Annotated in this window: 16 protein-coding genes and 2 pseudogenes; 10 read left to right on the top strand and 8 right to left on the bottom strand. The window is 41.3% G+C overall.

Translation table 11 applies throughout. The features are described 5' to 3' along the window. Positions 1 to 1,145: 1,145 nt before the first annotated feature. Complete coding sequence (locus RS893_RS05150) at positions 1,146 to 3,047, top strand: right-handed parallel beta-helix repeat-containing protein (RefSeq protein WP_315790177.1); 1,902 nt, start codon at positions 1,146 to 1,148, stop codon at positions 3,045 to 3,047. Between the two features lie 478 nt (positions 3,048 to 3,525). Here RS893_RS05150 and aspS read toward each other — a convergent pair whose 3' ends face one another. The 3 genes from aspS to RS893_RS05135 all read right to left on the bottom strand — a co-directional run bounded on the left by aspS (position 3,526) and on the right by RS893_RS05135 (position 6,961). After that, positions 3,526 to 5,313, bottom strand: coding sequence for an aspartate--tRNA ligase (gene aspS, locus RS893_RS05145; protein WP_315790176.1), 1,788 nt, complete (start codon positions 5,311 to 5,313; stop codon positions 3,526 to 3,528). Positions 5,314 to 5,584: 271 nt separating this feature from the next. After that, positions 5,585 to 5,983 carry a hypothetical protein gene (locus RS893_RS05140; RefSeq protein ID WP_315790175.1) on the bottom strand — a complete coding sequence of 133 codons (399 nt, stop codon included), beginning with the start codon at positions 5,981 to 5,983 and terminating at the stop codon, positions 5,585 to 5,587. 102 nt (positions 5,984 to 6,085) lie between these two features. Further along, positions 6,086 to 6,961, bottom strand: coding sequence for a zinc metalloprotease HtpX (locus tag RS893_RS05135; protein ID WP_315790174.1), 876 nt, complete (start codon positions 6,959 to 6,961; stop codon positions 6,086 to 6,088). 589 nt (positions 6,962 to 7,550) lie between these two features. On the opposite strand from RS893_RS05135, the gene RS893_RS05130 reads away from it, so the two are divergent. Next, positions 7,551 to 8,405 (top strand): hypothetical protein, encoded by an 855-nt coding sequence (locus RS893_RS05130; RefSeq protein ID WP_315790173.1) that lies wholly within the window; start codon positions 7,551 to 7,553, stop codon positions 8,403 to 8,405. Here RS893_RS05130 and RS893_RS05125 read toward each other — a convergent pair. Both RS893_RS05125 and psb34 read right to left on the bottom strand, forming a co-directional pair. Next, positions 8,397 to 8,615 carry a hypothetical protein gene (locus tag RS893_RS05125; protein WP_315790172.1) on the bottom strand — a complete coding sequence of 73 codons (219 nt, stop codon included), beginning with the start codon at positions 8,613 to 8,615 and terminating at the stop codon, positions 8,397 to 8,399. The two genes, RS893_RS05130 and RS893_RS05125, sit on opposite strands and share 9 nt — an antisense overlap. A gap of 297 nt (positions 8,616 to 8,912) precedes the next feature. Next, positions 8,913 to 9,083 (bottom strand): annotated as a pseudogene (gene psb34 / locus RS893_RS05120) (photosystem II assembly protein Psb34). Positions 9,084 to 9,364: 281 nt separating this feature from the next. Here psb34 and bchH point away from each other — a divergent pair. The 5 genes and pseudogenes from bchH (at position 9,365) to RS893_RS05095 (ending at position 17,561) form a co-directional block, all read left to right on the top strand. Next, complete coding sequence (gene bchH / locus RS893_RS05115) at positions 9,365 to 13,090, top strand: magnesium chelatase subunit H (RefSeq protein ID WP_315790171.1); 3,726 nt, start codon at positions 9,365 to 9,367, stop codon at positions 13,088 to 13,090. Between the two features lie 333 nt (positions 13,091 to 13,423). After that, on the top strand, positions 13,424 to 14,254 hold the full coding sequence (locus RS893_RS05110) for an RNA methyltransferase (RefSeq protein ID WP_315790170.1): 831 nt from the start codon (positions 13,424 to 13,426) through the stop codon (positions 14,252 to 14,254). 467 nt (positions 14,255 to 14,721) lie between these two features. Then, entirely contained in the window at positions 14,722 to 16,323 is a 1,602-nt protein-coding gene (locus tag RS893_RS05105; RefSeq protein WP_315790169.1) for a serine hydrolase, read from the top strand. A gap of 6 nt (positions 16,324 to 16,329) precedes the next feature. Beyond that, positions 16,330 to 16,695: a photosystem II reaction center protein Psb28 gene (gene psb28, locus RS893_RS05100; protein ID WP_315790168.1), complete on the top strand. Its 366-nt coding sequence runs from the start codon at positions 16,330 to 16,332 to the stop codon at positions 16,693 to 16,695. A gap of 82 nt (positions 16,696 to 16,777) precedes the next feature. Further along, positions 16,778 to 17,561: pseudogene (locus RS893_RS05095) on the top strand (Uma2 family endonuclease). Positions 17,562 to 17,571: 10 nt separating this feature from the next. Here the strand turns inward: RS893_RS05095 and RS893_RS05090 are convergent. After that, the gene (locus RS893_RS05090) at positions 17,572 to 18,471 is read right to left on the bottom strand and encodes an alpha/beta hydrolase (protein ID WP_315791872.1); all 900 of its coding nucleotides are present in this window, start codon (positions 18,469 to 18,471) and stop codon (positions 17,572 to 17,574) included. A 176-nt stretch (positions 18,472 to 18,647) separates the two neighbouring features. Here RS893_RS05090 and RS893_RS05085 point away from each other — a divergent pair, with 176 nt between their 5' ends. The 3 genes from RS893_RS05085 (at position 18,648) to RS893_RS05075 (ending at position 21,987) form a co-directional block, all read left to right on the top strand. Then, positions 18,648 to 19,955 carry a protein kinase domain-containing protein gene (locus tag RS893_RS05085; RefSeq protein ID WP_315790167.1) on the top strand — a complete coding sequence of 436 codons (1,308 nt, stop codon included), beginning with the start codon at positions 18,648 to 18,650 and terminating at the stop codon, positions 19,953 to 19,955. A gap of 249 nt (positions 19,956 to 20,204) precedes the next feature. Further along, positions 20,205 to 20,474 (top strand): Ycf66 family protein, encoded by a 270-nt coding sequence (locus tag RS893_RS05080; protein WP_315790166.1) that lies wholly within the window; start codon positions 20,205 to 20,207, stop codon positions 20,472 to 20,474. A 10-nt stretch (positions 20,475 to 20,484) separates the two neighbouring features. Continuing rightward, a complete protein-coding gene (locus tag RS893_RS05075) occupies positions 20,485 to 21,987 on the top strand; it encodes a CIA30 family protein (protein ID WP_315790165.1) in 1,503 nt (500 codons plus the stop codon). 54 nt (positions 21,988 to 22,041) lie between these two features. On the opposite strand, the gene pyrR is transcribed toward RS893_RS05075, so the two are convergent. Continuing rightward, a complete protein-coding gene (gene pyrR, locus RS893_RS05070; protein ID WP_315790164.1) occupies positions 22,042 to 22,599 on the bottom strand; it encodes a bifunctional pyr operon transcriptional regulator/uracil phosphoribosyltransferase PyrR in 558 nt (185 codons plus the stop codon). A 189-nt stretch (positions 22,600 to 22,788) separates the two neighbouring features. Next, positions 22,789 to 23,745, bottom strand: a complete 957-nt coding sequence (cbiB, locus tag RS893_RS05065; protein ID WP_396336452.1) for an adenosylcobinamide-phosphate synthase CbiB — start codon at positions 23,743 to 23,745, stop codon at positions 22,789 to 22,791. Positions 23,746 to 23,805: the final 60 nt, after the last annotated feature.

The raw sequence follows: 23,805 nt of genomic DNA, 5'->3' as shown, positions 1-23,805 counted from the left end.
TGCAGAATTATTTAAAACCAGTACAATTTCTGCCTCTAGGTATATTTATGATTACGATTTTACCAACTGCAATTATAACAATTCATTGTAATTCAGTATAATTTGTATTTTTCAATGTATTTATAACCAGGATTCGATCACGTCAATTACAACGATATTATTGAAAACCAGTATTATTTCTGTCTCTAAGTATATTTGTAGCTCTGATTTTACCAATATCAATTATTGGGAGCTTTGTTGAAGATAACAAATGAAATTAATGGCATATATTATGCTCATTTCACAAAAGATGACACTTCAGTAAACTTGAAAGAGAGTATGTTTTGACACGAACAAATGAAATTAAATGATGTGTAAAATGAAATAGACATAGCCGATATCAACATTAATTTGAAAAATTTATTGGACTAAATTGTTACCTTAAACTGAAATATTTTAAGTAACTTAAAATTTTTATACATTTAAACTAGTATAAAAGTTTATACCCCCAGAAATATTATTGATATATCTATACTTCTATCCTAAGTTAGATAAAAGATTCTAATCATTGAACCAATCAAAACCTCATAGCTGAGGAATAAACATCTACAGATCTTCATGAATGAGCGGTATAGCTTAAGCAAGGAACAAATAATTTGAAAATAAGTGAAATATCTGTATAATGTTCAAGAATATTCAAATATGTGAACTTCATTTGGGATTGAAGACGAAATTTAGGCATCTATCATTAATTCAGTTACTCTTGATTGATGTAACTGTAAACGTAACTTTGAATGCTCAATTACGTAAAGGGTTTGAATTACCTCAACCGAAACTTTGAATCTTTAGTTACTTGAAGTTAAGGTGTAAAGTCTACCAAGTTTCATCAAAAATTCATTTCGACGACCACAGTAGATAGTGGTCTAGGTTTGAAAGTTGCGATCGCTACTGCTATATGTGCAAGTGCGATTGGTTTACCAGTGAACCTAGCGAAATGAAGAGTTTTCGCATGGAAAAATGTAATCGTTTTGTTCAGTAAAAGTAAGCACAAGGGTTTACACGGTGCCGTGACGTAATTCGTAGATGTGACGGGTCTAATGCAACTTAAAAGTCTTTGCTAATAGGGACACTACTATCTTCCTCTTACACACCTTGGGAGTTAAATAATGCCTAAAACTTACTATGTTTCCGCTAATACAGGTAATGACAGTAACGATGGTTTAAGTGAAAATGCTGCGTTTAAAAGCCTACAAACAGGAGCAGATCGGCTAGAACCCGGCGATACCCTCTACGTCATGAATGGGACTTATACTCAAAGTGATCCCAGCAAGGACTTACTGTCTGTTTGGAAGAAGAATGGCTCAGAAGACAAGTGGACAAGCATCAAAGCTTATCCAGGACACACACCCAAGTTAAAAGTAAAAGGGGCTTTTGGGATTAACATCGCCGGTTCATCTTACTTACTGATTGAAGGACTCGAAATAGAAGGCAGCAAGAATGAAGTTACATTAGACTACGCCCAGCAAGAGCAATACAATCCAAAAAACCCAATCACTAATAGCATTGGGATTGTAATTCACGGTCGCTCTGATATGGGGGATTCTGACCATATCGTCATTAGAGATAACAAAGTCCGTGATTTCACAGCTGGGGGGATTACAGCTGACCATGCGGACTACATCACAATTGAGAAAAATGTCGTCTCCGGAAATGCTTGGTATACACCCAAAGGTATGAGTGGCATTGGTGTTATTTGGAACAGGAACTCAGATAATAACACTAGCGATTATAAGATGGTTATTAAAGACAACATCGTCTACGATAACCAAAGCCTGATTCCGTGGAGTGGGTCTGGAAAAATAACTGAAGGGCATGGTGTCATGCTCGACACAGGAGACGGGAAAGACCAGGCTCAGGGTCATGGTGAAGCCTATCAAGGAAAAACATTAGTTGCTAATAACACAGTCTACAACAACGGTGGTTTCGGTATTCAAGCCTACCACTACTTAAATGCAGATATTATAAATAACACTACCTACCAGAATTCTCGCCATCCTGACTTAAGTGGAGAGATTGCGGTAATACATTCAAAAAATGTGCGCGGCTACAACAATATCATGTACGCGAGGTCTGATCGTCGTGCCAATCACATCTATGATTCCAAAAATGTGACATTTGATGACAATCTCGCTTATAACTCTTCTGAATTCGTCGCTTCAGATAATCCAAATGCTGAGGGATTAGAAAATATCTTGGGTTACGATCCAGAATTTGTAGACCCTTCCGGGCGTGATTTTACACTCAAATCCACAAGTCCGGCGATTGATGCTGGTTCTGGTGCTTTCAATAGCGTCACAGCTTTGAATAAGGATCAACAAGGTAAGGACCGTCCCCAAGATGGTGATGGTAATGGTAGTGCGATCGCTGATATTGGTGCTTTAGAAGTAGCAGCGTCAAACTCCAGCGACAATAGTGAAGTCAAGGGTGTCAGTAAGACTTCTCCCGTCCCTGGAGAAACAAATAATGACAAGCTTGTGACTACTCCAGAAACAGATAAGATCTTAACTCAACAAGCAAAGAATCCCCTGAAGCGCGATGTGGATGCTGATATTCTTATAGGTGGATCTGATGCAGATAAATTTCTCTATGCTGGTAGAAATCAACAAGAGACATTTGCTCAATCAACAGTGGATGCACCTGATCAAATTACCAACTTTAACCCTATTGAAGGCGATCGCATCCAGTTGGATAAAGACGGCAAATTATCCACCAAAGAAGGACTTAAAGGAGCAAACTTATACAATGCAGGTTTGGTGAAAGGGAATAATCTGTCTGCTGCGATTCAAGCAGCCTATAACGATAAAGATCAGCAAACCCAAGGTGATCAAGTATTGAATCAGGACGAATCTGTTTTATTCAAATGGCGAGATGGGACTTATTTAGCAATGAATGATCAGAATAAATCCTTTGACCCGAATACTGATTTTGTTTTGAATGTGACCGGTATACAAATACCAGGCAAGGATATAGTAGCAGGAGTTCTCCAGGCAAAGAATTATTTTTGCTAGAAAGTTTTCCAGACTCTGCTGAGAAATATCAGGTTCTGGGGTTGGTAATGGGTAACCGATAATGGGAAAACCAATTACCTATTACAGCAGTACCCCTGCTGTGCGATCGCACACCCTCTCCTCAAAGACTATAGGGTACACAAGTTATATTTACCCCCCTTAATCCCCCTGAAGATCGGGCTACGGTGTACACAAAAGTCGGAAAAACTTGATTCAAATTGACTCGAAAAGCCCAAAATCACAACCTTACCCCGCCCTATCGGGTACCCATCTCCGCGGATTCGGAGAGGGCTGTTCTTGTGAGATTTTTCGGGGTTTAGGATGATTCGATCATTTGTGTGTACACCGTAGGAAGATCGGGGGAAACAGGAAATCCAGTCCCCTCCCCTTGATAAGGGGAGGGTTAGGGTGGGGTAAAACCCTTTATAGGGGAGGATTAGGGTAGGGTGTACTCTATTCAAGTACAAACTGCTATATGTCACGTTTTTGGCTTATAAGTCGAAGTCACATGCAACTCCTTGAGTTGCTTAGCGTCTACACCCGAAGGCGCATCTGTCATTAAGCAGCGTGCTTGCTGTGTCTTCGGAAACGCCATGACATCTCGAATTGATTCTTCTGCTGCTAACAACATCACCAATCGATCTAAACCGTAAGCAATACCACCATGAGGTGGCGTACCGTACTCAAATGCTTCTAAGAGAAAACCAAACTTATTTTGTGCTTCCTCACTAGAAAGTCCGATCGCATCAAAAACTTGTTGTTGAATTTCCCGTTGGTAAATCCGCAAGCTACCACCACCAACTTCAAAGCCGTTGAATACTAAATCATAAGCTTGGGCGCGTGCTGTCTTCAAGTCATCCAAGTCATCAGGATGGGGTGCAGTGAATGGGTGATGAAGTGCTTCCAGACGCTTTTCCTCTGCATTCCACTCAAACATCGGGAATTCTGTAATCCAGAGTAAGTTGATTTTATCTGGATCGATAAGTCCAAACTCTCTAGCAATGACTTGCCGTAATCTATCTAGAGTTTTATTAACAGTAGCAGCGTCCCCAGCACCAAATAATAATAGATGACCGGGTTTTGCACCTGTGCGACGCAAAATTTCCTGTTTTTGTTCCTCTGTGAGGTTATCTTTAATCGCGCCAATCGTGTCGATTTCGCCGTTATCTCTGACACGGATGTAAGCTAAGCCTTTAGCACCGGCTTCACTAGCTTCTTTGAATAGGTCGCCCCCTGGTTTAATGCGGACATTAGAAATAGCGTCGTTACCATTGGGAATGGGCAGAATTTTGACGATCCCGCCACTAGTGACAGCATCCCGAAAAACTTTGAAACCGCAATCTTTGATAACATCAGAGACATTCACTAATTCCAATCCGTAACGGGTATCAGGCTTATCACTACCGTAGCGTTCCATTGCCTCAGCATAGGTAAGACGCGGAAAAGGACGTTGTAACTCAATGCCTTTAATTGTTTTGAAGACATGACAAACTAAATTTTCGTTGAGTTCGATAATTTCTTCTTGGGACATGAAACTCATTTCCATGTCCAACTGAGTGAATTCCGGTTGTCTATCGGCACGCAAATCTTCATCGCGGAAGCAACGGGCAATTTGATAGTATCTGTCAAAGCCGGATACCATCAACAACTGTTTAAATAATTGCGGAGATTGGGGTAAAGCAAACCACTCACCAGGGTTGACACGACTGGGAACTAAATAATCCCGCGCACCTTCTGGGGTGGAACGGGTAAGTATAGGGGTTTCAACTTCTACAAAACCTTCTATATCTTCCAAATAGCGACGCATCGCTTTCACGACTTGATAGCGCAATTGTAAATTATGCGTCATTTGGGTGCGTCGCAAATCTAAGTAACGATACTTTAAGCGTAAGTCTTCTCGTACTGGATCTGTCTCGCTGCTAGAAACCTGAAAGGGTAATTGCTTACGCACAGCGTTCAGCAATTCTATATTGTCTGCGTAAATTTCAATTTCACCTGTAGGTATGCGGCTATTGAGAGATTCCTCTGGACGTTGGGAGACCCTACCTGTAACTTTAATTACGTACTCATTGCGTAAGGTATTCGCTTGTTCATAGGAATCCGGGGTACGTTGTGGATCGCTGACGATTTGCACAATCCCAGAGCGATCGCGTAAATCTAAAAATATTACGCCCCCATGATCGCGGCGACGGTCTACCCACCCGTATAAGGTGACAATCTCTCCAATATGTTTTGTTCGGAGTTCGCCGCAATAGTAAGTTCGCATAGTTATTAGTTCTTAACAATAAAAATAATAAACGTCAAACTTTTTCATTATCTAGCATCATTTGCGATTGTTGTGATTCCGGTTAAAAAAAGATGAAATTATTTGACAAAACTAGGGGCAGGTTTTCCAACCCGCCCCTCAAGGCTAACAAATGCTTACCAGATATAGGGCGCGATCAACGATCAAATAGACTAACTACAAACTTCCATGTAGTCAAACTCTGCGCCCCTCTGCGTTCTCCTTTGCGATCCTTTGCGTTTAAAAACACACATTAGGAACGCGGGGCATTAAAAGCATCCCAAGCAGCTTTGGCAGCATCTTGACAGCGAGAGCCAAATTCTTCTACTTGTTTGAGCAATAAATGCCAGTTTTTCTCAGCTTCTTGCTGCAATACCAGCCAAGAATGTTCAATGCGATCGCGCTCAATCAGTTTATCACCCTCAATAGCTTGACGCGCCTGACGTACCGCATTCAGATAAGTTTCACGGGTAAGAGTTCCTGCAGATTCAGCCTCCGCTTGGGCGCGTCTTTTGATGGCTTCAATTAACGCTTTGGTTTCGCCCTTAACTTCGTCAGTCTCACCAGCCATTTCACTTTCTACGATTTCTTCGGTTTGAGGACTGACTTGCACAACAACCAAGTTTTCTTCATTGTTAGGATTATAAGTCATTTGCGTTTCTCCTTTATGTATAGATTGGGAGATGGGGAGCGTTGGGAGATGGGCAGTACAGACGCGATTAATCGCGTCTGTACCCACTCACCCTTGAGTGATCTAAAAGACTTTTTGTGGTGAATTTTGTTCTTGTTCTAATCTCAGTAATGCTTCCACTCGTGCTTCTGTGGATGGGTGACTAGAAAACAAGCTACTCATAAACTGCCCTGAGAAGGCGTTTGTAATCAACAGGGGTTCAAAAGCAGGGTTAGCATTAAGAGGTATTTGTCGCGCCGTCGCATCTAAACGTTGCAGCGCCCGGGCTAAAGCGCGGGGATTGCCTGTAATTCTGGCAGAACCTGCATCTGCTGCAAATTCTCGGGTGCGGGAGATAGCCAACTGGATAACTGTTGCGGCAATTGGGGCAAGAATTACTGTTAATAGTAAACCCAAAGGATTAGGCCCGTTGCGATCATCCCGTGAGTAGGGTGAAAACCAAAGCCCGTAACTCAACATTTGAGCTAAGAAAGAAATTGCACCTGCGATCGTTGCAGCAACGGCTTGGGTGAGAGTGTCACGGTTGGCAATGTGAGTGAGTTCGTGAGCAATCACACCTTCGAGTTCGTCTTCTGGTAATATCTGCAAAATACCTTCAGTGACAGCAACGGCAGAATGTTGCGGATCGCGCCCTGTAGCAAAGGCGTTAGGATTTTGGGAGGGAACAATATATATACTAGGCATTGGCAGATTCGCCCGTTGGGACAATCTTTCTATCATTGCATACAGCCCTGGCGCTGCTTGTGGTGACACAGGTTGAGCGCGATAAGCAGCTAACGCAATTTTATCTGATTGGTACCAGGAGAATAAGTTAGTAACTGCTGCTATAACAATACCTACAATTACACCTGTACTACCACCAATTACCCAATAACTAATCGTAATTAAAAGACCGCTCAATAAAGCAAGTAAAGCGGCTGTTTTCACTTGATTTATCATATTTATTTACTACTTTTGGTTACAACTACACAACATTAGCTCGAGCCGCAATTTGATCTTATCGATCTCAACACAGATTTTTCAGGTAGAAATATAGCTCCTGTTATGTACGGTTTTCTCTCCCATCGTTAAGGAATGTTGAGTAATTTATACTACTTTTGATATATAGTAATTTATGTATATATTTCAAAGGGAGTGAAAATATTATTTTTAAATAAAGCGCATCTATCAAAAGCAATAAAATTTATAAATAGCTAATAATAAAGTCACGCTTGGCATAAGTAACTGCATAGCTTTGCGAAATATCATGAGGTGTAATTGCGCTTTACTAATAGTATCGGTAGAATTTCTGGAAAACTAAATATTGGTCATTAACAATACTTCCAAAGACTAGTAATCTATCACACCAGTTTTGCATGATTAGCCGAGAGAATATTAAGAGGTAAAAGTTTGAGAGAAACAGCTGAACCTTCTGCTTTTTCTCTTACCCTTTACCAGTCACTGACTCGAAGTTGATACAAATGTTTTCTAGTATACAAACTTTGAGTAATGTTACTCTATAGCACTCTTGTTCTGTAAGGATAACCCCATGAGGGAAAATACAAAAAACATTGGAGTTTTACACAAAGTTGGAAAAACTTTGCACGAATTGGCAGAGTTCATTTTTAATCCTTGGTTAAATAGCGCATCTGTTCATCCCTTAGAACGAAGATTACAGCTATTAGAACGCCGCGTATATCAGGGAATGCTGGATAAGGAAGAGTCTCAAGACTTAGTGATGCATGACTTGCAGCAACAGATAGATTGTTTGCAAGAAAGTACAAATTCTCGGCTAGAAAACATAATTAAATACGAACTGCGTCACCAAGTACTAGAAGTGCTGAAAGAACAGGCGCATATCATTAACCAAATCATTAAACCAGCTGTTGAAGATGTAATCTCTGAGTTAGAGCATAAAAAGCAGTATTTTCAACCTAGTACTAACACTGCTGAAATTCAAAAAAAACAAGACAAACTTCGTCAGTCTTTGGCATATATTGAAGATTTGAATGCATCTGTTCCCCATATAGAAGCACAAAGAGCAGCCTGTATTGAAGCTGGACGATGGCTATTGTCACGGCGATTAGAATTGGCGCAAGCAGTGACAAGTAAATTCTTGAGTCCACAGCATCCGCAAGCAGAAGAGTTTTGTCGGAATATCTGCAAATACATCAAACTACTTGGCTGTTGCATGGAAAACGAGATTGAACCACGTCTGTTGCATAAAAAAGTTATCACTCATCAACAGCCACCAGTTCAGACGTATGTGAAAGCATTTCAGCTCATTAAAACCAAATATATTAATGATTGGGAATCTTCACAGCAAGTATCAACTCAAGCCGCAGAAGAATTAAGAGGTTACTTTAACTACTTACTTCACTATTTATTGACTGTCTTAGTCTGAATCAAGCGCATTCTTGATTTCAGTCTCAATCACAGCAATAACTCGCTGTTTATAATTCTCTGCTTGCAACAAAATCTTCACTGTATTCTCAATTAACTTGCCTTGTCGCCAGCATTGCTCCTCCTCTAACTGCATTGCGAGATTTTGCAGCACCTGAATCATAGCAGTATTATGTTCTTGAACACGCTGGTTTAAAAATAGATGTTTCATACAGCAAGTGAGATTTAGCACGTTTCATATTTCTCTAGGTTAGGCATCAAACCAGGAAGATAAAGATAAAATTTTCTATTCTCTGCAATATTTATAATGTCGCGTAGGCTGGTAATTAGTAATCGGTAATCGGTAATTTATTTTCTGTTTTCTTCCTTGTCTCCCTTTTCTCCCGTGTCCCCTGGTTTTCTGTTCCCTGTTGCTTGCACATACTCAAAAAAACCTCGGCTATCAACCGAGGAATTTAGGAGAAATTGCAATGTTGATGGGAGATACCGATACCGAGATCAGACAATTTTAGCTAACCGCAAAAGCAAGCAAAACTAAAGCAGTAACAAATATAATTGCAACTGCACCTTGTAAAATGTATCGACGTTGTTGCCAAATTGCAGGGTACTCAGCGTAGTATATCTAGGGTTCAGTCGCGTAGTTATTTAAAATACCTTCTTCATTAACTGTGGTATACATAGCTTGTTTCTCTTAAATTGTTTATTTATGTAAATAAATATAACATTTTTGTTGCATATAAATCAACAGGAGTTGACATTGAAAGGCTGATAGCCATGATAAGACTGACTTATCAATAATTTTCTAGTTGCTTGACAACAAAGGAATATTTTGCAGCTAAGCGTGAGTATTTGGAGTGGTATTACCAAATAAAAGAGTGGTAAAGCTGAAGTCGGTTATTTACTTTATATTGAGCAGCAAGATTAAAATCGAGATGAAGAAACATTTCGTAGCTCAAGGACATGAAACGCATCGTCTTAGTAGCAGGGTTTGAATCTTTCAACGCTGACTTGTATCGCAAAGCGGCGGATATGGCGATCGCTAGTTGTCCAGAGTTGGATATCAGAATTTTTAGCGATCGCGACATTACTAGTAAGCGCCAAGAAGTAGAAGCCGCACTTGCTGGTGCTGACGTATTTTTTGGTAGCTTGCTGTTTGATTACGATCAGGTGTTATGGTTACGCGATCGCATTGCGAATATTCCCATCCGCCTTGTTTTCGAGTCTGCATTGGAACTGATGAGTTTTACCAAGTTGGGTGCGTTTGCCATTGGTGACAAACCCAAAGGTATGCCCAAACCAGTAAAATTCATTCTCGACAAATTTAGCCAAGGACGAGAAGAAGATAGACTCGCTGGTTACATCAGCTTTTTGAAAATCGGGCCAAAACTGTTAAAGTTTGTACCAGTACAGAAAGTCCAAGACTTACGCAACTGGCTAATTATCTATGGTTACTGGAACGCAGGTGGACCGGAAAACGTTGCTGCCTTATTTTGGACACTAGCAGAAAAATACTTGGGGTTAAAAGTTGGTGACATTCCCCCACCCATCGAAACCCCCAACATGGGATTACTCCACCCGGATTATCAGGGATATTTTGCATCTCCCCATGAGTATTTGGAGTGGTATTACAAAAGACAAGGGGAACTTCCCGATGGGGCGGTAGGGAGATTGGGAGATGGGGAGAAATCTTTCTCTCAATCACCGCATCTTCCTATAGTCGGAATTCTCCTCTATCGCAAACATGTCATCACCAAACAACCATACATTAACCAACTAATTCGCCGTTTTGAGGAAGCTGGATTAATCCCATTACCCATATTTATCAACGGTGTAGAAGGACACGTCGCTGTCCGTGACTGGATGACAAGTGATTACGAAACTCAGCAACGCCAACAGGGTAATATCGAAACTCCGTCTTTGTCTGAGGAAGCAGTCAAAGTAGATGTGATCGTCTCGACAATTGGTTTTCCTTTAGTGGGTGGCCCTGCTGGTTCAATGGAAGCTGGACGGCAAGTCGAAGTAGCAAAACGCATCCTGAACGCTAAGAATGTTCCGTATATCGTTGCTGCACCTTTATTAATTCAAGATATTTCTTCCTGGACACGCCAAGGTATCGGTGGATTGCAGAGTGTAGTTTTATACGCACTTCCAGAACTAGATGGAGCGATCGACACTGTTCCCCTTGGTGGTTTGGTGGGAGAAAACATCTATCTGGTTCCCGAAAGAGTACAACGTTTAATTGGCAGAGTCAAAAGCTGGATCAAACTGCGGCAAAAACCCGCATCTGCCAGAAAAATTGCCATTATTCTCTATGGATTCCCACCTGGTTATGGTGCAGTGGGAACTGCTGCCTTATTGAATGTACCTCGTAGTCTGCTGAAATTCCTGCAAGCGCTTAAAGACCAAGGTTACAGCGTCGGAGATTTGCCAGCAGATGGAGAAGAATTGATTCGGCAGGTGAAAGAAGCGGATGAAGCTTTTGATGACGCAGAGAATTCTTCTATTACCCTATCCCGTCCCCATGTCCCTACCTCTGTGAATGCTAAAACCCTAGAAAAATGGTTGGGATATCTCCGCACTTCTCGAATTGAAAAGCAATGGAAATCTCTTACAGGTACTGGAATTAAAACCTATAGCGATGAATTTCACATTGGCGGTGTGCAATTAGGAAATGTCTGGATTGGTGTCCAACCACCGTTGGGAATACAAGGCGACCCGATGCGGTTAATGTTTGAACGAGATTTAACGCCGCATCCTCAGTATGCTGCTTTCTACAAATGGCTGCAAAATGAGTTCCAAGCTGATGCTGTGGTTCACTTTGGTATGCACGGTACGGTGGAATGGTTACCAGGTTCGCCTTTGGGTAATACGGGGTATTCTTGGTCAGATATTTTACTGGGAGATTTGCCTAATTTATATATATATGCAGCAAATAATCCTTCAGAATCGATTTTGGCGAAGCGTCGCGGTTACGGGGTGTTAATTTCTCACAATGTACCACCTTATGGTCGTGCAGGTTTGTATAAGGAATTGGTGATATTGCGGGATTTGATTGCCGAGTATCGCGAAGATCCAAAGAAGAATTATGCCCTCAAGGAAGCGATTTGTAAAAAGGTTGTTGATACTGGTTTAGATGCAGATTGTCCGTTTGAAGATGCGAAACGTTTAGGAATTCCTTTTACGCCAGAGAATGTGCGGATGTTTAGCACCCATGCTTTTAATGATTATTTGGTGAAGTTGTACGAGTATTTACAAGTTTTAGAGAGTAGGTTGTTTTCTTCTGGGTTGCATACCTTGGGAGAAGCGCCGGGTGAGGAGGAGATGGCGGCGTATTTAGAGGCTTATTTTGGGAATGAACCCCCCAGAAACACAGAAGAGGAGAGGCTGGTTCGAGAGTTGTTGATGCAAACTACTGATGAGTTGATGAATTTGTTGCGAGGTTTAAATGGGGAGTATATTCCGCCTGCGCCTGGTGGTGATTTGTTGCGCGATGGCCCTGGTGTGTTGCCTACGGGCAGGAATATTCATGCTTTAGACCCCTACAGGATGCCTTCGCCGGCGGCGTATGAAAGGGGAAGGGAAATTGGTCAACAAATTATTGCCCAGCATTTGCAAGAATACGGTAAGTATCCGGAGACTGTGGCGGTGATGTTGTGGGGTTTGGATGCGATTAAAACTAAGGGTGAATCTCTGGGGGTTTTGTTGGAGTTGGTGGGGGCGGAACCTGTGAAAGAGGGGACGGGGCGGATTGTGCGTTATGAGTTAAAGCCTTTAGCTGAGGTAGGACATCCCCGGATTGATGTGTTAGGGAATTTGTCGGGGATTTTCCGGGATAGTTTTGTGAATGTGATTGAGTTGTTGGATGATTTATTTCAACGGGCAGCCCAGGCGGAGGAATCGGAAGACCAGAATTTTATTAGAAAACATGCTTTAGCTTTGCAGGCGCAGGGTGTGGAGAATGCTTGGGCAAGATTATTTTCTAACCCGGCAGGTGATTTTGGTTCAATGGTGAATGAGCGTGTGACTGATGGTAACTGGGAATCTGGTGAGGAGTTGGCAAATACTTGGCAAAGTCGCAATGTGTTTAGTTACGGTAGGCAAGACCGGGGTCAAGCAAGACCCCAAGTGCTGACGCAGTTGTTAAAAACGAGCGATCGCATTGTGCAAGAAATAGATTCGGTAGAGTATGGTTTAACCGACATTCAGGAATATTACGCCAATACAGGCGGTTTGAAAAAGGCGGCGGAAAAAGTCGGTGGTAAGAAAGTTACAGCTAGTTTTGTAGAAAGTTTCTCAAAAGATACTACACCCCGCAAATTAGATGATTTGTTGCGGATGGAGTATCGTACGAAGTTGCTTAACCCCAAATGGGCAGAAGCAATGGTCAATCAGGGTTCTGGCGGTGCTTTTGAAGTTTCCCAACGAATGACGGCATTGATTGGTTGGGGCGGTACTACTGATTTTACTGATGATTGGGTATATGATCAGGCAGCAGATACTTATGCTTTAGATCCACAAATGGCAGAGAAATTGCGAAAAGCTAACCCGGAAGCTTTTAGAAATATTGTTGGTAGGATGTTGGAGGCCCACGGACGAGGTTTTTGGCAAGCTAGCGAGGACAAGTTACAAAAGTTACGAGAATTGTATGAGTTGACAGATGAAGAGTTAGAAGGAGTAACGGTGTGAACCTCTACAACACTTGAGTAGAGATACCTATTTATTGCATATTAGTTAAACAATCATCTCTTGCACAGATTTAAAGGCGCTAAAAAACACCTAGCGCCTTTCTTAAACTTACCAACCACAACTCAACCACCAACGAAAAATCTATCTGCGTTCATCGGTGTCCATCGGTGTTCGATTTCTCAAAATACTTAGCACTCAACCACCAACGAAAAATCTATCTGCGTCCATCGGTGTCCATCAGTGTTCATCGGTGTTCGATTTCTCAAAATATTTTCGTCGGCACAGTGGTTTCATACAACTAGGAAAATAAGTGAGATTTCCAAAGGGCAACACATGACATTAGCTGGAGTAAAAATTATACTGGTAGAACCAGCTGGTCCCTTGAACGTGGGGTCTGTAGCACGAGTGATGAAAAATTTCGATCTCAATCAACTGGTGTTAGTAAATCCTCAATGTGACCCTTGGGGAACACAAGCAAGGCAGATGGCGGTTCATGCTCAAGATATTTTAGACGCATCTGTATCAGTGGAGACATTGCCCGCAGCTTTGCAGGGATGTAAAAGAGCGATCGCTACAACTGGTATTATTCATGATTGGGATGCACCTCTAGAAAGTCCTCGGATAGCACTACCTTGGTTATTAGAAGAAATTGGACAACCCGCAGCGCTCATTTTTGGCAGAGAAGACCGGGGGTTAACTAATCAAGAATTAAACTATGCCCAGCGCTTTGTTCGTATTTCTACTAGTTCTAGTTATTCCTCATTGAATTTAGCTACAGCTGTGGCAATTTGTTGTTATGAATTGTCACAAATTCAGGACATAGAACACAAGGATAAAAGGGAACTCGGGGCCCCCATTCCCACAAGGGATTGGGGATTAGGAGAAGGGACAAAGGAGAATAGGTCTGATTCTGGGTCTTCTGAAAAAACTTCTGATTCCGAAATTGCATCTATAGAGGTTATGGAAGGATACTATCAGCAATTAGAATCTCTACTATTAAAAATTGGCTATCTTTATCCCCATACAGCAGCTAGTCGCATGGAAAAATTTCGGCAACTTTATAACCGCTCTCAACTACAAAACCGTGAAGTTGCTATGTTAAGAGGTATCTTACGACAAGTAGAATGGGCGCTCTCAAGTCAGAAAAATCATGAAAACTTGTGATTTTTAAGTACTATATACGCAATTACCCCACAATTACTAATTATGGCTTAAACTAAACACAAAAACATGTCTCACAATAGAGGAGGACACAATTAGTTAGTATTTCCTGATATATAAGTGTCCGTATATACTTATTTGACAGTAAATTAAGGGACAAACTTTTGACTTGGAACTCCCAGAATAAGTTTATCTGTCTATCTCTGGTAGGGAATAATGAAACACTCTGCCTAACCTAAGTAAATCGCTGGGAACAAACATAATACGAGTTACGGTTAGTAAATATACCTGTAAGAGTAAAGCATTCGTGTTGTGTATCTTGACATCAAAACATGTACTAGTACAAATGCCTTGCCCCTACCAATGACAAATCACGACCTCAACTAGTTAGCTTTATCTGTACCGACTTACTTAGTTAAACTTTCATTGCTAGTTGCTAGATTATACACTTCCTATCATCATAAAATTTTATGGAAACCAGAACAAATATACCCGGTTTCTCGCGACCTCAACCTATAAGCAAACGCCAAAAACCTCTCCGGAAAGTACACAAGTCGAGCCAGCAACAACGCCCCTCTCCAACTGGGACAAAGCTGACACGTGTCAAATCTACTTCTACTCCTACCACTGCGACTGTGGCGAAAAAACGGCCCAGCATAGTAGTACCAGCAGCGATCAAACCTCTGCCTGCAAAACCGGGACAAATTCCACCTTTTAAGCCAAGCAATGCCAAAGTAAAAACTGTAAAATCTCGGAAACAAGCACTGCCTAAAAAAGTCAGAACATCCCGAAAAACAAGGTTAAAGCCAATGGCTAGAACCATGCTCTATGCCTTACGGTTATTAATAGTAGGAATTGGTATTGGTGCGATCGTGGGAACAGTATTGTCGGTACTAGACCCTGCCAATCAAATGACCACAACAGAGACCTCACCTCAGAATGCCAAATCAGGGCAAGGACAAATCCAGGCTATCCCTACTCCCACACCTGCTGCTGTTTTATCCCTATCACAGGAAATTACTTCCTTAAAAACTAATTTACAAAGCTTAACATCTGCTAACGCCAATCTCACACCAGGAGTTTTCGTGGTGGATTTGGAAAATGGTAGTTATGTAGATATAAATGCCTCTGCCAGTTTTCCCGCAGCCAGTACTATTAAAATCCCCATTCTAGTAGCTTTTTTCCAAGATGTCGATGCAGGTAAAATCAGCTTGGATGAAATGCTGACTATGCAGAAAGAAATGATAGTTGGCGGTTCTGGACAGATGCAGTATAAACCCGTCGGCACTCAATTTAAGGCGCTGGAAGTTGCTACTAAGATGATGAGTGTCAGTGATAATACAGCAACAAATATGCTTATAGCCCGGCTGGGTGGTATTGAAGCTTTAAATCAGCGTTTTCGGAGTTGGGGTTTAAATACTACAGTAATTCGCAATCAACTGCCTGATTTGCAAGGTACAAACACAACTAGTCCCAAAGAATTGGGGAACTTGATGGCGATGGTTAGTCAAGGCAATTTGTTGAACATGGCATCGCGCGATCGCATCCTGGATATTATGCGTAATACTGTCAGAAACCATCTGTTACCAACTGGGTTGGGACAGGGTGCAACCATTGCCCATAAAACTGGTGATATTGGCACCATGCTAGCAGATGCAGGTCTAGTAGACCTCCCCACAGGCAAGCGTTATATAGTCTCAGTCATGGTACAACGCCCCAATAACGACCCCCGTGCTGAAAAACTCATTGGGTCTATATCTAAAGCTACGTACCAACAATTTACTCAAACAACCCCCACTATACAAACTCCTGCACCAACTCCTGCACCAACTCCTGCACCAAGTATTACTCCAAACCCAACCCCGACCAGCTATCAGCCACAGGTAATTACTCCTGCACCCCTACCAACAAGTACTCAACCTACAATTAATTATCAGCAGTATCCTCTGATGAGTCCGCCTCTGCCGAATAGCATCAGCAATCCTTTACCCGCAACTGGTGGCTATCAGTACCAACCACCACTAACCAATCAGCCACAGTATTATTATTCTCCTTACGGCTATCCCAGGTAATTGATCATGGCATCTACAACACCCACAATTGAATTTTTTAATGGTATTCATGAAGAACTAGGTAACGTCAGCTTGCGACGTGGTCGTTCTGGAAAACGTATTATCTTAATGACATTTAACAAGTTGCAAGCCTTAGAAGGATTCAATAGCTTCACAAAACAATCCTTAAATACGATGCTGTTAAGCGACGAAGAAGGCAAAATTAGTATCACACCTGCGTCTGTACAATTTATTTTTGGGGGTGCAGAAGGTGATGAGTTACAGAGGGTAGAGTGCAAATTGGAAATTGAACAGGACGATCATTGGGAAAGAGTTATGAGATTTATGCATCGCTACGCTGAGGTAAATGGTATGGCCTATGGTGAATCTTAATTTTGATAGTGATTGGATACGGATATTTCCTATCAGGTAACATAAAAAGAGTCCGCAATGGCTCCGCAACAGGTGAAAAGCCATGTCTGAAACAGCCCTCACAGCACCTTATGTATCCCTGCCACCAACTCAGGCAGAACTCCCCTATGATGATGGTGAGCCGATGGAGAGTCAGCGCAATTGCAAATGGATTTGTTAATTGACGCCTTAACGCCTTGGTTGGAACAATGAGAGGATGGTTATGTCGGCGGTAACATATTCATCTACTACAGCATGGCTCAAGTGCGGAACAAAGATTTTAAAGGATCAGACTTTTTTGCTGTATTGGGAGTGCCAAAAGGGGAACGTCGCAGTTGGGTAATTTGGGAAGAAGAAAAAGCACCGGATGTAATCATTGAGTTATTGTCTGATAGTACCGCCGCAGTTGATAAAAATCAGAAAAAGTTGATTTATCAAACTCAGATCCGTGTGCCAGAATATTTTTGGTTTGACCCCTTTAATCCTGATGATTGGGCTGGTTTCTTTTTAAGTAGTGGAGTGTACCAACCCTTGGTTACAAATGAACGCGATCAATTAGTCAGTAAGTCATTAAATCTAGGACTGCAACTTTGGCATGGAAATTATAAAGGTGTTGAAACAACTTGGCTACGCTGGGCAACATTAGAAGGAGAACTGCTACCAACATCAGAGGAAATTGCACAACAGGAAAGACAAAAAACACAACAGGAAAGACAAAGAGCACAACAAGCAGAGTCTAGGTTATTACAAAAAGCACGCAATCTCCTGCAAACAGAATGACAGCAGAACAGGTGGCAGATTTAACAGGGCTTTCTACATTTCAAATAGAACAACTCGCTAATTTCTAACTCCGAATTCCTAATTTCTACTGATATACAAATATCGCTGTAATAACCCAATCATCACCTCTGGCTGTTCTAGATGTGGTAGCACTCCCGTATTGGGAATGACATGAAAATCTTGAATTGCTCTGGAATTCAATTTTGCCAACCGTTGCCCTAATTTTACACTTGTAAATTGTGCCTCTTTCCCCCAAAAAATGACTGTGGGAATATTTAGCTGTTGAATATACAAACTTAAATCAAAATAAAGGTCGCCCCGCAAAAATGCCAAAGCTGCAAATTTGGCATTTGGCTGTTGAGCAGAAAATAAATATGCCTCTACTATTTCGGGCGAAACTCGTTCTGGTTTGGCAAACAAAAAACTTCGCAAAAAGTTATTTACTGCAATTTCATTCTCAGCACCCAAAGCATAAATTAAATTATCCAACACTGGAGTGTTAATTATCTGAAGCGGCAGTCTACGCCCTGCACCTTGCCCAAAGTCATCAAAACCAGAAGGGCAGACTAAATACAACTCTTGAAATAAAAAAGGCTGAGCAATAGCCAGTCGAATCATCAAAGCAGCAGTTAGGGAAGACGCCACTACCTTTACAGGTGGACAACAAGTGTGTCTGATAAATTCTGTGATAATTGTTAAATAATCATTAATTTGATAATCTCTTACTGGGTGAGCAGAATCTCCCCAACCAATTAAGTCTGGTGCGAGTATACGGTGAGAAGCGGCAAAAGCAGGATAAACTTTTGACCATTCATAAGCAGAAGACCCACCACCAAAACAGTGAAAAAAAATCAGTGGTGGTAAATCTTCAGTCTCGGTGTAACACCAAGGTGCAGCAGTTTGGGTATAGTAAACCATTGACCCTAAAGAGGTATTAATTGTTTTATGCCCGAAGCCTGGAGGTTGAAACTGAAGCATATTCATCAGTTATTAGTCATTGGTCATTTGTCATTGGTCAATGCTATTGTTTACAATTAACCATTCCTTTTTATTAGCCTTTATCTTTTTCATTCTCGCTTTTTCCTTATTATTTGCGCTAGTAAACATTTTGTCATCGTGTGGCAAGATGAATAAAAACACTCCATCAGCTCACCATGTTAGGAAAGCTACTAGACGGTCGTTACAGAGTAATCCAAGTCCTGAGTGCCGGAGGATTTGGTGAAACTTATATTGCCGAAGATACCCGCCGACCAGGCAACCCTAAATGCGTTCTTAAGTTGCTGAAACCTGCGAGTTCCGAACCCTATTACTTGCAGACTGCCAGGCGCTTATTTAATAGTGAGGCTGAGATACTTGAACAACTGGGAAATCATGACCAAATTCCTCGTCTGTTAGCTTATTTTGAAGAGAGCGAAGAATTTTGCTTAGTGCAAGAGTTGATTGTTGGACATCCACTCAGTGCAGAAATGCGAAGTGGTCAACCTTGGACTGAAAGCCAAGTTATTCAGATGTTACAGAATGTTTTGGGAGTGTTGGAATTTGTTCATGGATACGATGTGATTCATCGTGACATCAAGCCTGATAATTTAATTAGACGTGACTCGGATGGCAAATTAGTTTTAATTGACTTTGGTGCTGTGAAACAAATGCGATCGCAACTGGCTGCATCTCCTAGTCAAATGGCTGCGACTGTTGCAATTGGCACTCCTGGTTATATGCCGGCTGAACAGGCCCAAGGCAGACCACGCCCAAATAGTGATATTTATGCTGTTGGGATCATTGCCATCCAAGCACTCACGGGATTGTTGCCAACTCAGTTGCAGGACAATCCTGAAACTGGGGAAATAATTTGGCCTAACCAAGCCCAGGCTTCCCCCAGACTCATAGCGATTCTACAGAAAATGGTACGCTACCACTACCGCGATCGCTATCAATCTGCAACAGAAATCTTGCGGGATCTTCAGCAGTTACAACATCCGTTTCCACCGACACAACCACAAATTTCATCTGCTAACGCTCAATCAACTATGCCGCAGCTGATGAATATGTACCCGCAAACATCAGTACCCCCTTCTGGTGTCACGGACTACTCCACACCCTCTTCTCAAGTTACACCGCCACCCGCTTGGATCAACAAAACTCTTTCTGTAGCTAGATTCTTACCTTTTGTCGGTGCGGCAGGATTATTTTTATTTAAAGCACCCACCTGGATTATTTTGTTAGGTATTGGTTTAGCAACTTTTGGAGTTGGTTTATTTTTCCTGCGTTCTTCATTTCCCAGATTAGCAAAAGATTACGACGCAGTTTTTGCTGTAGTCTTCTGTTTGTGTGGCATACTGCTGCTATTTCAAGAATATCAATCCTATGGCAATCAAGAAATACCAATCACCCAGTTTTTACTAGCAGGAGCAGGTATATATTCTGCTGCGGAGTGTATTCGTTTACGTGGCATGAATAAATAATCAGTAGTTATTAGTTAGCAGGTAGAGACGCGATTAATCACGTCTGTACATTAGTAATTAGTAGTTAGTAGTTGATAGTTAATTTTTGTTGAATTCTCAGCTTGTTTTTTATAGACAGACCAAAAACTCGACTACCTGCTAATAACCTACATTAAAACAATGAATAAACATCCACTTAAACCCTACTAACCACTAACTATTGACCATTAACTATTAACCACTAACCAAGAACTATTAACTTCTAGATAAATGTTTAATAACCCACTTAATCTGATTGGCACTATTTTAATTATTGCAGCTGTTGCTTTATCGGTTTTGCCTTTTGTGCGTCCAAAGTTGTTCCGTCGTCAAGATATAGTATTAATAATAGTATATTTTATTACTGGTTTTATTCTGTTTTTTACAGACAGATGGTATGGCAAAGAATTAATTCAATTTACTTTAATCCTTTTGACCATATCCGCTCTTTTTTACACTTTTGAAAGTATCCGATTGCGAAGTAAAAATCTACAACAGTAAGGATACGATTATGACTGATAAAAATCGCTCTCAATGGAACTTAGGGAGATTTATCGAAACCCTTACTTATTTTGAAGTTGTACCTTTGGTTAACTGGATACAAGATTTCTTCCAAGGTCGTACCAAGAATAATCAAAATCAACCAGATGGAGCAAAGCAAGTGGGTGTAGTACTAGTAGCAGGTGCAACGGGTGGTGTTGGAAAGCGAGTGGTACGGCGACTAGTTGAACGAGGTTATCGAGTGCGATCGCTTGTACGTGAGATTGAGAAAGCGCGCTCACTTATTGGTGTTAATACTGAGTTAATAGTTGCAGATATTACTAAACCAGAAACATTAACACCCCTAGTAATGGCTAACATCCAAGCCATCATTTGTTGTACAGCAGTGCGGGTACAGCCAAAAGAAGGAGATACACCAGAACGAGAAAAATACTATCAAGGTGTTAAATTTTATCAGCCAGAAATAGTCGGCGACACTCCAGAAAATGTGGAGTATCAAGGCGTAAAAAACTTAGTAGAAGCAGCTGTGAAATATCTGCCTGCTTCAGGAGAAAAAATATTATTTGATTTCACCAACCCATCCACAGAAATAAAAAATATCTGGGGTGCAGTAGATGATGTAGTTATGGGTGGAGTCAGTGAAAGTAATCTTCAATTAGTAGAAGGTACAGCTTTATTTGCTGGTAATGTTTCCACTGCTAACTCTGGTGGCTTTGCTTCTGTCAGAACTAAAAATTTTTCTCCTGCTTTTAATTTATCTGGCTACGAAGGTATAAATTTACGTGTGAGAGGCGATGGCAAGCGTTATAAATTCTTTCTCCGTACAGACACAAAATGGGACGGAGTTGGTTATAGTTATTCTTTTGACACCATAGCAAATACTTGGATAGATGTTCGCATTCCGTTTGCGGATTTAATTCCTGTATTTAGGGCTCAAACTTTGCAAGATTGTCCGTCAATTGCCACCAATCAAATTTCCTCATTTCAGTTAATGTTGAGTAAGTTTGAATATGATAGTGAATTAAATCCCCACTTTTGGCCTGGTGGTTTTGCCTTGCAGGTAGAATCAATCAAAGCTTACGGAGGGGAAACTTTACCACAATTTATTCTTGTTAGTTCCGCAGGGGTGACTCGTCCAGGACGTCCAGGAATCAATTTGGAGGAAGAACCACCAGCAGTCAGATTAAACGACCAATTGGGAGGTATTCTGACTTGGAAATTAAAGGGCGAAGACAGTTTACGAACAAGTGGAATTCCCTATACAATTATTAGACCTTGTGCACTGACAGAAGAAGCAGGCGGCAAATCACTAATATTTGAGCAAGGCGATAATATTAGGGGAAAAATTAGTCGCGAAGATGTGGCAGAAATTTGTTTACAAGCGCTACAACAACCGCAGGCGTGTAACGTCACTTTTGAAGTCAAAGAGGGAGAAGATCGCACTAGTTCTATAGAGTGGCAAAAATTATTTGCACAACTACAACCTGATTCAGCAAGTCAAAGGCAGCTATAGCAAAGCTACAGATCCCCGACTTTTCTAAAAACTCGGGGATCTTAGTTTGATCAACTAATCTGCAATCAGTTCAACTGCATCTCTTCCATCTATATCTTGTAAATAAACCTTGACAATCTCTTCTTTAGCGGTGGGTAGCTGCTTACCGACAAAATCTGGATGTATTGGAACCTCACGATGGCCTCTATCTACCAGTACAGCTAGACGAATTACCTCTGGTCTACCATACTCGTTTACAGCATTTAAAGCAGCACGAACTGTTCGTCCTTTAAAGATCACATCATCCACAAGTACAACAATTTTATCTGTCAAATCAAAAGATATCTCGGTCTTTGCTGGAGTCCGCAGGCCTATTTGGTCGAGGTCGTCGCGATAAAATGTAATATCTAATGCTCCTACTGGCACAGATACACCTTCTAGTGCTTCAATTTGACGTGCCAGTATTTGTGCTAAGGGTACTCCTCTGGTATAAATACCAAGCAGTACTAACTGGGATAAATCGCGCGTCTTTTCCACAATTTGAGAAGCGAGACGATTTACGGTACGACGGAGTTCCTCAGATGAGAGAATCTCAACCACTTTAGCTTTGGTAGAAACGGTAGAAATAGTCATATACCAGTATCCCCCTGAGCAAATTTTATACTAAAAAACCGAGTCAAACAATTTTGGATTTTGGATTTTGGATTGACCTCATGGATCAACCCGCTTTCTGATAGCATCAGGGAATGATCAGTCATGGAGCATCAATACATAGATGACAAGCAGTTAAAGATAACGATTATTAATTCCCTATTTTCATGATTACCTTTTTATGGCAAATAGCAACAGAGTCATTACTCCTAACCATAACAAAAAGCAATATCGAGTTATTTGCAATGCTTGCTCAATACTAGCTGGGGTGATTGGATGAGTAGCATCTCCTAACAAAGGTTTATGTTTAGCCACGCCGTGATACCAGTTAGTTCCTCCTAGCTGTACACCTAAGGTAGCAGCATAAGCACACTCACTCCAACCAGAGTTGGGACTAGGATCATTAGGTGCATCGCGCTGACAAATGCAGATGACATGCAAAGGTTTACCCGATAGTAATGCTATGGTGATCACTGTTAATCGGCAAGGAATCCAAGTTAAGCCATCTTCTAAGCGCGCACTAAACCAGCCTAAATAGGTATAGGGTGCTTGTCGATAACCCACCATTGAATCCAGTGTACTGCTGGCTTTATATGCCAAAGCCAAGGGAACTGGCCCAATAAATAGCAAAAACGCACCAACTATTGCATAAAAAAGAGGAGCTGTGACTCCATCAATTGCATTTTCTGTGACTGTTTCTAGAACTGCTCGTAAAATTTCTGATTCTGTAAGATTTTCTGTATCTCGACCAACATAGTTACTTAGAGTACAACGAGCAACCTGGATTTTTCCTAATGTTAAAGGCTGCAAAACTGTTTGGGCTGCGACTCGCAAACTTTTAGCAGCAAAACAACTAGCTAGAAGAATGATTTCTACGGCAATTCCCAATAACGGATGTAGGGATTTAGTAGTTTGTATTATTAAATAGCCAACAATTCCACTACCAATGACCAAGAAAATACCTAACAATATTCCTGCTAAACGTTGTGTGAGAGGATTGTGACAATATGTTAGAGCAAATTTGCTGAAGCGAGAAATTATCCACCCCATTACTCGTATAGGATGAGGCCATCCCCAAGGATCGCCAATCATATAGTCTAAATAAGCTGCAAGGATTAAAACAATCATTAAGAAGTCATTTGTCATTTGTCCTTTGTCATTTGCTGGTTGCTTGTTAGTCGTTAATTG

It is taken from the genome of Fischerella sp. JS2, from assembly GCF_032393985.1.
Taxonomy (GTDB): domain Bacteria; phylum Cyanobacteriota; class Cyanobacteriia; order Cyanobacteriales; family Nostocaceae; genus Fischerella.
The sequence above is the reverse complement of the archived record's forward strand: the minus strand, read 5'-3'. Positions and strand labels throughout refer to the sequence as shown.

Coding starts and splice junctions, on each gene's coding strand:
- RS893_RS05150 (WP_315790177.1), top strand. CDS start 1,146: ATGCCTAAAACTTACTATGTTTCCGCTAATACAGGTAATGACAGTAAC.
- aspS (WP_315790176.1), bottom strand. CDS start 5,313: ATGCGAACTTACTATTGCGGCGAACTCCGAACAAAACATATTGGAGAG.
- RS893_RS05140 (WP_315790175.1), bottom strand. CDS start 5,983: ATGACTTATAATCCTAACAATGAAGAAAACTTGGTTGTTGTGCAAGTC.
- RS893_RS05135 (WP_315790174.1), bottom strand. CDS start 6,961: ATGATAAATCAAGTGAAAACAGCCGCTTTACTTGCTTTATTGAGCGGT.
- RS893_RS05130 (WP_315790173.1), top strand. CDS start 7,551: ATGAGGGAAAATACAAAAAACATTGGAGTTTTACACAAAGTTGGAAAA.
- RS893_RS05125 (WP_315790172.1), bottom strand. CDS start 8,615: ATGAAACATCTATTTTTAAACCAGCGTGTTCAAGAACATAATACTGCT.
- bchH (WP_315790171.1), top strand. CDS start 9,365: ATGAAACGCATCGTCTTAGTAGCAGGGTTTGAATCTTTCAACGCTGAC.
- RS893_RS05110 (WP_315790170.1), top strand. CDS start 13,424: ATGACATTAGCTGGAGTAAAAATTATACTGGTAGAACCAGCTGGTCCC.
- RS893_RS05105 (WP_315790169.1), top strand. CDS start 14,722: ATGGAAACCAGAACAAATATACCCGGTTTCTCGCGACCTCAACCTATA.
- psb28 (WP_315790168.1), top strand. CDS start 16,330: ATGGCATCTACAACACCCACAATTGAATTTTTTAATGGTATTCATGAA.
- RS893_RS05090 (WP_315791872.1), bottom strand. CDS start 18,471: ATGCTTCAGTTTCAACCTCCAGGCTTCGGGCATAAAACAATTAATACC.
- RS893_RS05085 (WP_315790167.1), top strand. CDS start 18,648: ATGTTAGGAAAGCTACTAGACGGTCGTTACAGAGTAATCCAAGTCCTG.
- RS893_RS05080 (WP_315790166.1), top strand. CDS start 20,205: ATGTTTAATAACCCACTTAATCTGATTGGCACTATTTTAATTATTGCA.
- RS893_RS05075 (WP_315790165.1), top strand. CDS start 20,485: ATGACTGATAAAAATCGCTCTCAATGGAACTTAGGGAGATTTATCGAA.
- pyrR (WP_315790164.1), bottom strand. CDS start 22,599: ATGACTATTTCTACCGTTTCTACCAAAGCTAAAGTGGTTGAGATTCTC.
- cbiB (WP_396336452.1), bottom strand. CDS start 23,745: ATGATTGTTTTAATCCTTGCAGCTTATTTAGACTATATGATTGGCGAT.